6 protein-coding genes are annotated in these 6,641 nt (G+C 67.8%); 5 read left to right on the top strand and 1 reads right to left on the bottom strand.

Annotation, left to right across the window (positions count from 1 at the left end; genetic code table 11):
- Positions 1 to 103: 103 nt before the first annotated feature.
- Entirely contained in the window at positions 104 to 1,213 is a 1,110-nt protein-coding gene (locus NM1_RS06620; protein WP_068015071.1) for a helix-turn-helix domain-containing protein, read from the bottom strand.
- A 206-nt stretch (positions 1,214 to 1,419) separates the two neighbouring features.
- Between NM1_RS06620 and NM1_RS06615 the strand changes: the two genes are divergently transcribed.
- The 5 genes from NM1_RS06615 (at position 1,420) to NM1_RS06590 (ending at position 6,640) form a co-directional block, all read left to right on the top strand.
- Complete coding sequence (locus NM1_RS06615; protein ID WP_147288953.1) at positions 1,420 to 1,653, top strand: hypothetical protein; 234 nt, start codon at positions 1,420 to 1,422, stop codon at positions 1,651 to 1,653.
- 268 nt (positions 1,654 to 1,921) lie between these two features.
- Positions 1,922 to 2,521: a Uma2 family endonuclease gene (locus NM1_RS06605; RefSeq protein ID WP_246011153.1), complete on the top strand. Its 600-nt coding sequence runs from the start codon at positions 1,922 to 1,924 to the stop codon at positions 2,519 to 2,521.
- 162 nt (positions 2,522 to 2,683) lie between these two features.
- Positions 2,684 to 3,448 carry an ABC transporter ATP-binding protein gene (locus NM1_RS06600; protein WP_068015062.1) on the top strand — a complete coding sequence of 255 codons (765 nt, stop codon included), beginning with the start codon at positions 2,684 to 2,686 and terminating at the stop codon, positions 3,446 to 3,448.
- Positions 3,433 to 5,010 carry a hypothetical protein gene (locus tag NM1_RS06595; RefSeq protein ID WP_068015059.1) on the top strand — a complete coding sequence of 526 codons (1,578 nt, stop codon included), beginning with the start codon at positions 3,433 to 3,435 and terminating at the stop codon, positions 5,008 to 5,010. The genes NM1_RS06600 and NM1_RS06595 overlap by 16 nt, the downstream gene beginning before the upstream one ends.
- 208 nt (positions 5,011 to 5,218) lie before the next feature.
- Complete coding sequence (locus tag NM1_RS06590) at positions 5,219 to 6,640, top strand: vanadium-dependent haloperoxidase (RefSeq protein ID WP_169814208.1); 1,422 nt, start codon at positions 5,219 to 5,221, stop codon at positions 6,638 to 6,640.
- Position 6,641 lies beyond the last annotated feature (1 nt).

The raw sequence follows: 6,641 nt of genomic DNA, 5'->3' as shown, positions 1-6,641 counted from the left end.
GCGCGATCCGGCCGGTGCGGGATGTGGAACAGCATCCCGCACCAGCCGGAAGTGTCGACTCCACCGAGTCGCTGCCCCACTCGACGGATGAGCTGGTTCGGGCTCAGGAAGCGCGAGTCAACTCGGCGAGTTGGTCGACGTACCAGCGCATCCACTCGGATTCGCCGGTTTCCTGGTCGAGACCGGCCAGCCCGGCGCTCAATACGTCGATTGCCTTGCGTCGATACTGTGGTCGACCGGATTCCGTGAGGAACTTGTACGCCAGCCCGCGTTGCAGCACAAGCAAATCCGTGCTGTGAAAGTACAACCACGGCGGAATCCGGTTCGGCTCCTCGGCAGCGCGTATCGCGTAATCGTCGGCTTCGTCCAGTTTTCGCTCGGCCTTCGCTGCTTCGCCGACGAGCGCATGGCCGCGTGCCTCCTGCTGAGCCGCTACCGCGAGTACTGCGGGGGACGCCTGTTTGTACCGACCGGCGGCTTCCGAAAGGCCGATCATCGGGCCGAATTCGTCTTCGGTCCACGCGCGGTGTCCCTTGGCGCCGAGCGTCGTCGAGATCAGGTCGGGGTCACCCAGCTCCACCGACCATTCCAGCATCCTGTCGTGCGCGACCCGGGCAATCGCATGTCGCTTGGTGGTCGTATTCAGCCAGCCCGTCAACTGCAACCATTGCGCCCCGACATTCAGCACCGCGGGACGAATCGCGCCGTGCGCTTCCCGGACCAGACGCTCTACGACACTCATGGTTTCACTGACCGCCGGAAGCACGGACTCCGAACCGACGGAATCATCAAGCTTCCGCCAAGCAGCCAGCATGACCGACAACTCGTCGAGAACCCTCCGATCAGTGCGCCTCGGATGCGCCGTGACATATGCCAGCCGTTCGGTGTCTATGTCACACAAGTCGGCCCGGGGCCGATCGGCTGCCAGACCCGACCGAATGGCAGGACCGACGTCCGCGACCGCGCATCGACCAATGTCGGAAAGTGCCGACTCGAACCGGGCGCGCTGCTCTCGATCCAGCCCGCGCAGAAGCGTGTCCATTCCCTCCGCGAATTCACCTCTGAGCGTGATGGATGCGCCTCGTGCTTCCCATTTGCGCACCACGCCTTCACTGAAGCCGGTTCGTTCTGCCAGCTGCGGCTGGGTCCACCGCAGCGCCTCGAGACGCAGCGCCCGCACCTCGACACCCGTCCACTTCGTCACGATGACCACAGCTGCGAACACCTGCCCCTTCGCGTCAATTACCCCGTACTACCAGCGTAGATGCTCCGTGGTGGTTGCGTGCCTTCGATTGTCGTAACCATCGCGGTAAGCTCGAATCAACTTGCTGCCGGGCTGATTCCGTAGCCCCCGATCTGCATGGACGGACAGGTGATCAGGTTATGAACGGATCTAGGACCACGGAGGCGGACGGATGGGTGGCCGAATGGCTTCTGCATGGCGGTTATATTCGAATACTGTTGGTGCGCAAGCAATCCAGTGCCGAAGCCTTGGTTTCGCTCCCACTCGCCAGCGCGCCCGATCTGGTGGAGGTGAGGGAGGATTTCCCTCATCTGGCTCTCTTGTGGGATGAGGTGCACAACCACTTCTGGAACACCTTCGGTCGTCAGGTCGATGGCGCTACCGACGCGTTCGGTAGGCGGGTGCGATGAACAACGAACCGGCAGATATGGCGACAGGAGAGCTGGCCGGATCGCGATACGAACGGCTCGTTTCCCGGGCTCGGCGAGGCGGCTACTACATGGCGTCAGAGCCCTTGCCGCCGTATCGGTGGATTCTGCACGATGTCGCCGACGGCGCACCCATCGTCAGCATGCACACGCTCGACGAGGTCGAACAGTGGCTCGACACCTGATATGCCTTGTGCGCAGTGAACTTCCGTGACACCGATGGTATGAGCAAAGCCAGCGAAGGGGCTACGTGGCGATATTCGCATCCGCTTCACTGTTCGCATCGCCAACCGCTGGTGACCGCTGGACCGCGGCCGACCTCGACCGCTTTCCGGAGAACGGGCTCCGATACGAGGTGATCAACGGCCAGCTCGTCGTGACCGCAGCCCCGGCACCATGGCATCAGGGCGTTCTGGCCGCGGCTTTGTTTGCGTTGGCAGATGCAGTGCCGGACGGTTTCTGGATACTGCCTGGTGTCGGTGTTTTGTGCGGTCAAGATGAACCGATACCGGATCTGATCGTCGGGACAGGTGATATTCCGATGGATGGTCACGGAATTCCCACGGAACAAGTCGTGCTGGCCATAGAGATCGTTGCCCCGTCAACCGAGTTACAGGACCGTCTGGTGAAGCCCGCTGTCTATGCCGACGCGGGCATCCCGAACTATTGGCGCGTCGAGACCAACTCGTTCAATGGACGCTTGCCCGGTGAGAGCATTCCGGTCCTGTTCGCGCACGAGCTGGGTGAGAACGGCGAGTACGAACTGACCCACCGCATCGCGGCAGGTGAACCGGCGACGCTGCGTTCGCCGTTCGAGTTCACGATCGACCCGGCAACGTTGCTCCGCTAGGTCGACTTCTCGCACCTCGAGCGCTTCCCGCACCGCTTGCAAGAGGTGCGGGAACCAACCAGGGGTGCGGGAAATGGGGGCTCAGCCTGGGCGGGTGTCGTTGCGCTGTAGTTCAGGCGGGCGATCCCTAAGGTGAGGGGTGCTTCTAGTGGAGGAGGGGATATGCGGCCGGAGACGTCGGCACTGCAGCTGAGTGGTTTGTACAAGAGGTTCGGTGGGCCTTGGGTGGTCGACGGGGTGGGGTTGACCGTGCCGCCCGGGTCGTTCTTCGGGCTGGTGGGGCCGAACGGGGCCGGGAAGACCACGACGCTGTCGATGGCGGTGGGGCTGCTGCGGCCGGATGCGGGGGAGTCGCACATCTACGGGTTCGATGTGTGGGCGGATCCGGTGCGCGCCAAGACGATCGTGGGGGTGCTGCCGGACGGGCTGGCGCTGCCGGAGCGGCTGACGGGGCGCGAATTGCTCACTTACACAGGACTTCTGCGTGGAATGCCCGCAGCGACGGTGGCCGAGCGGGCGCAGGAACTGCTCACTGTCCTGGAACTTACCGGAGCCGAAAACACCCTGGTCGTCGACTATTCCGCGGGTATGCGCAAGAAGATCGGCCTGGCGACGGCCCTGCTGCACGCGCCGAAGCTGCTGGTGCTCGACGAACCGTTCGAGGCCGTGGACCCGGTATCGGCCGGCACCATCCGCACCATCCTGCAGCGATTCGTCACCGCCGGTGGTTCGGTGGTGCTGTCCAGCCACGTGATGGCGCTGGTGGAGAACCTGTGCGACCGGCTCGCGGTGATCCACCGCGGTCAGGTGGTGAGCGCGGGCACGGTCGCCGAGGTGCGCGGCGACGGCACCCTCGAGGAGGCGTTCGTGCGGCTGGTCGGCGGCCGGGTCGGCGGCGAGGAGGGACTGTCGTGGTTGGCGTCCTGATCCGGATGCGCTGGCGGCTCACCGCCCGCTCGCTCAGCAGCGGCAAGACCGCCGCCGCATTCTGGATCGGCCTGGTCCTCGGGGTGATCGCCGCCGCGGGCACGGCGCTGCTGATGGCGCTGGCCGGGCACGGCTGGGACACCCGGGCCGCGATCAACGCCGCCGCCGCGCTCTACGCCGTCTGGACGCTGGGCTGGCTGTGCGGTCCGATCCTCGCGGGCAGCAGCGACGAAACGCTGCAGCCGGAACACTTCCGGCTGCTGCCGCTGAGTTATCGGCAGCTGGCGATCGGTCTGCTGGCTGCGGCCTTCACCGGGCCGGCGGCGGTGGTCAATCTGCTCGCCTTCGGTGGACTGGTGTTGCTCGCCGCCCAATTGGGTATCGCGGCAACGGTTTTCGCGATTGTCGGCGCCGTGCTGCAGCTCGTGTTCGTGGTGGTGCTGTCGCGGGTGCTGCTGGCCTGGATCGGCGCGGCGATGCGTTCGCGGCGCGGCCGTGACCTCGGCGTATTGCTGGCGGCGCTGGCGGGTCTCGCCTACTACCCGATGCAGCTGCTGGTGACCACCGTGGGCCCGAAGCTGGAGCATGCGTCGCGGCCGGTGGAGCTGGCCCTGCGGATTCCGCCGTCCGGGTGGGCGCCGTATGCGGTGGAGGCGGCCGCGCGGGGTCAGTGGTGGCTCGCGCTGCTGTGCCTGCTGGGCCTGGGCATGCTGTCGGCCGTGCTGTGGCAGGCGTGGGCGGTGCTGCTGCGCCGCAGGCTCACCACGACCGCCGCGCCCGCGGGCCCGGTCCGCGCGCAGGCGGGCGGCGGCCTGCTGGACCGGGCGGCCCCGGCGAATCCCGTGGGCGCCGTGGTGGTCAAGGAGCTGCGCACCTGGTGGCGCGACAGCCGCAGGCGGGCGGCGCTGCTGCCGCTCATGCTGATCGGCGTTGTGCTGCCGATCATCCTGTCGGTTCAGGGTGCGGGCGGAACGGTGCCGTTCGTGGGCACGTTCGTGGTGTGGATGGCGGCCATGGCCAGCGCCAACATGTACGCCTTCGACGGCACCGCGCTGTGGCACACGTTGGTGATACCCGGCGCCGTCCGGGCCGACGTGCGTGGCCGCATGATCGCCTGGGTGCTGCTGGTCGCCCCGCCCGCACTGCTGGTCACGCTGATCCTGCCCGGCGCGCTCGGTCGGCCCGGAATGTATCCGTGGGCGGTGTCGACCCTGCCGGTCTTCGTCGGCGTCGGGGTCGCCACGGCGATATTCCTGTCGGTGTACGCCGCCTATCCGCTGCCGCCGCAGCGCGGCAACCCGTTCGCGGGCGGCGGCGGAAATCCCGGCTGTGCCCGGGCATTGGTGCAGCTCGCGGTCGGTTTCGGGCAGTTGCTGGTGAACCTCCCGGTGATCGCGATCCTGGGAGTCGGTGTCTACCTGCAGAATTGGTTCGTCCAGTGGTGCGCGCTGCCGGTCGGCGCGGCGCTGGGATTCGCTGCCGCGGTCCTGGCCGCGCGCATCGCCGAGCGACGCCTGGAAGCCCGCGGCCCCGAGCTGCTGGCCGAGGTCAAACCCCGCTGACCCACCCTGCCGCACCCGTCGCCGGCGGGAAGCGTTACTACCCATCGGTACTCGAATGGCGTACTCGAGTCATCGCCGGAGTCGGGTAGTCCACTACTGCCGAATTTCGCGTTTCCGGGGTGCATGCTCGGAAACCGAGGGCAGTTCGTCGAGTCGCCAAGCTCCTGCGGGCCGGTGTCGTGACCAGACCCCGTGACTAGGAAGACAAGTGGATCAGATCCTGTATTGGAACAGTGTGGCGCTGGAATCGGATAGGTTGGCGCACACCGTAATTCGTCCTGGAGAGCGCGGTGTGCGAGGCCCGGCCGGGAGTTCCCGCGCACTGGCGATCACCCACCTCGCCATGCACGACGCCTACTTCGGCCTGGTGCCCGCTCCGCACGGGACCTATCTGACCACTCCGCCCGCAGCCCCGCCCGGCGCGTCGCCGGACGCGGCGATCGCGGTCGCCGCCCACACCACCCTCACCGCGCTGTACCCCGCGCAGACCGCGCAGCTGGACGCCGCCCTGCAGCGGGCCGGGTTGCACGGCCCGGGCATCGGCACCGGAAGTACCTACGGCCTGGCCGTCGCGCACGCGATGCTGTCGGCCCGCAGCACCGACCCGGACCTCGGCGATGCCGACTACCACCCCGAGCCCGGCGCCCGGAAACACCGTGCGGATCCGGCGAATCCGGGCCAGGGCTACTACGCGCCCCGGTACGGTGCCCGCTCGCGCTGCTTCGCCGTGACCACCCGCCACACCCTCGACGCCCCGCCCAAGCGCACCGACCCTGCCTACGAGGAGGCGCTGCGCGAGGTGCGCGGCAAGGGCATCGCGACCGAACGGATCGGCACCCTGCCGCAGGGTGTGTCCCCGCGCAGTCCGGAGGAGACCCTGATCGGTCTGTTCTGGGGGTACGACGCGGCCGAGGGCATCGGCACCCCGCCGCGGCTGTACAACCAGATCGTGCGGACGGTCGCCGCCGCCCGGCCGCAGCGGCTCGCGCGGAACGCCCGGCTGTTCGCGCTCGTCAACGCCGCCATGGCGGATGCGGGCATCCTCGCCTGGGACGACAAATACCGGCACAACCTGTGGCGCCCGGTGCTGGGCATCCGCGAGCACGATCCGTCGGTCGGGCCGAAAAGTGTTGTGGCGCAGGGTCTGGACCCGCAGTGCGATCCCTTCTGGCTGCCGCTCGGTGCGGCGCGCACCAACGAGCCCGGCGCCGCGCCGTTCACGCCGCCGTTCCCGTCCTACCCTTCCGGCCACGCCGCGCTCGGTGCGGCCGCCCTGCAGATAGCGCGTCGCTTCTTCGGCGCCGGTACCGACGGTCCCGACGATCTCGCGGACGGATCGGTGTTCGTCTCCGACGAACTCAACGGCACGACCCTCGACCGGCACGGCGTACAGCGCCCTCGGCACGCGCGCACCTTCCCCGGCGGCCTGTGGCAGATGATCGAGGAGAACGGGCGCAGCCGCGTATTCCTCGGCGTGCACTGGATTTTCGACGCCTTCGCCGTCGACGCCGCGGGCCGCATGGACCTGGCGCAGAACATAGGCGGAGTCCGCCTCGGCTTGGACGTCGCCGGGGACATCTGGGCGAACGGGCTGAAGCAGGCGGACGCCGCGGGCCCGCGCCGGTCCTGAA

Source organism: Nocardia mexicana NBRC 108244 (genome assembly GCF_001613165.1).
Lineage (GTDB): Bacteria > Actinomycetota > Actinomycetes > Mycobacteriales > Mycobacteriaceae > Nocardia > Nocardia mexicana.
This window is presented reverse-complemented; position numbering and strand designations above follow the sequence as displayed.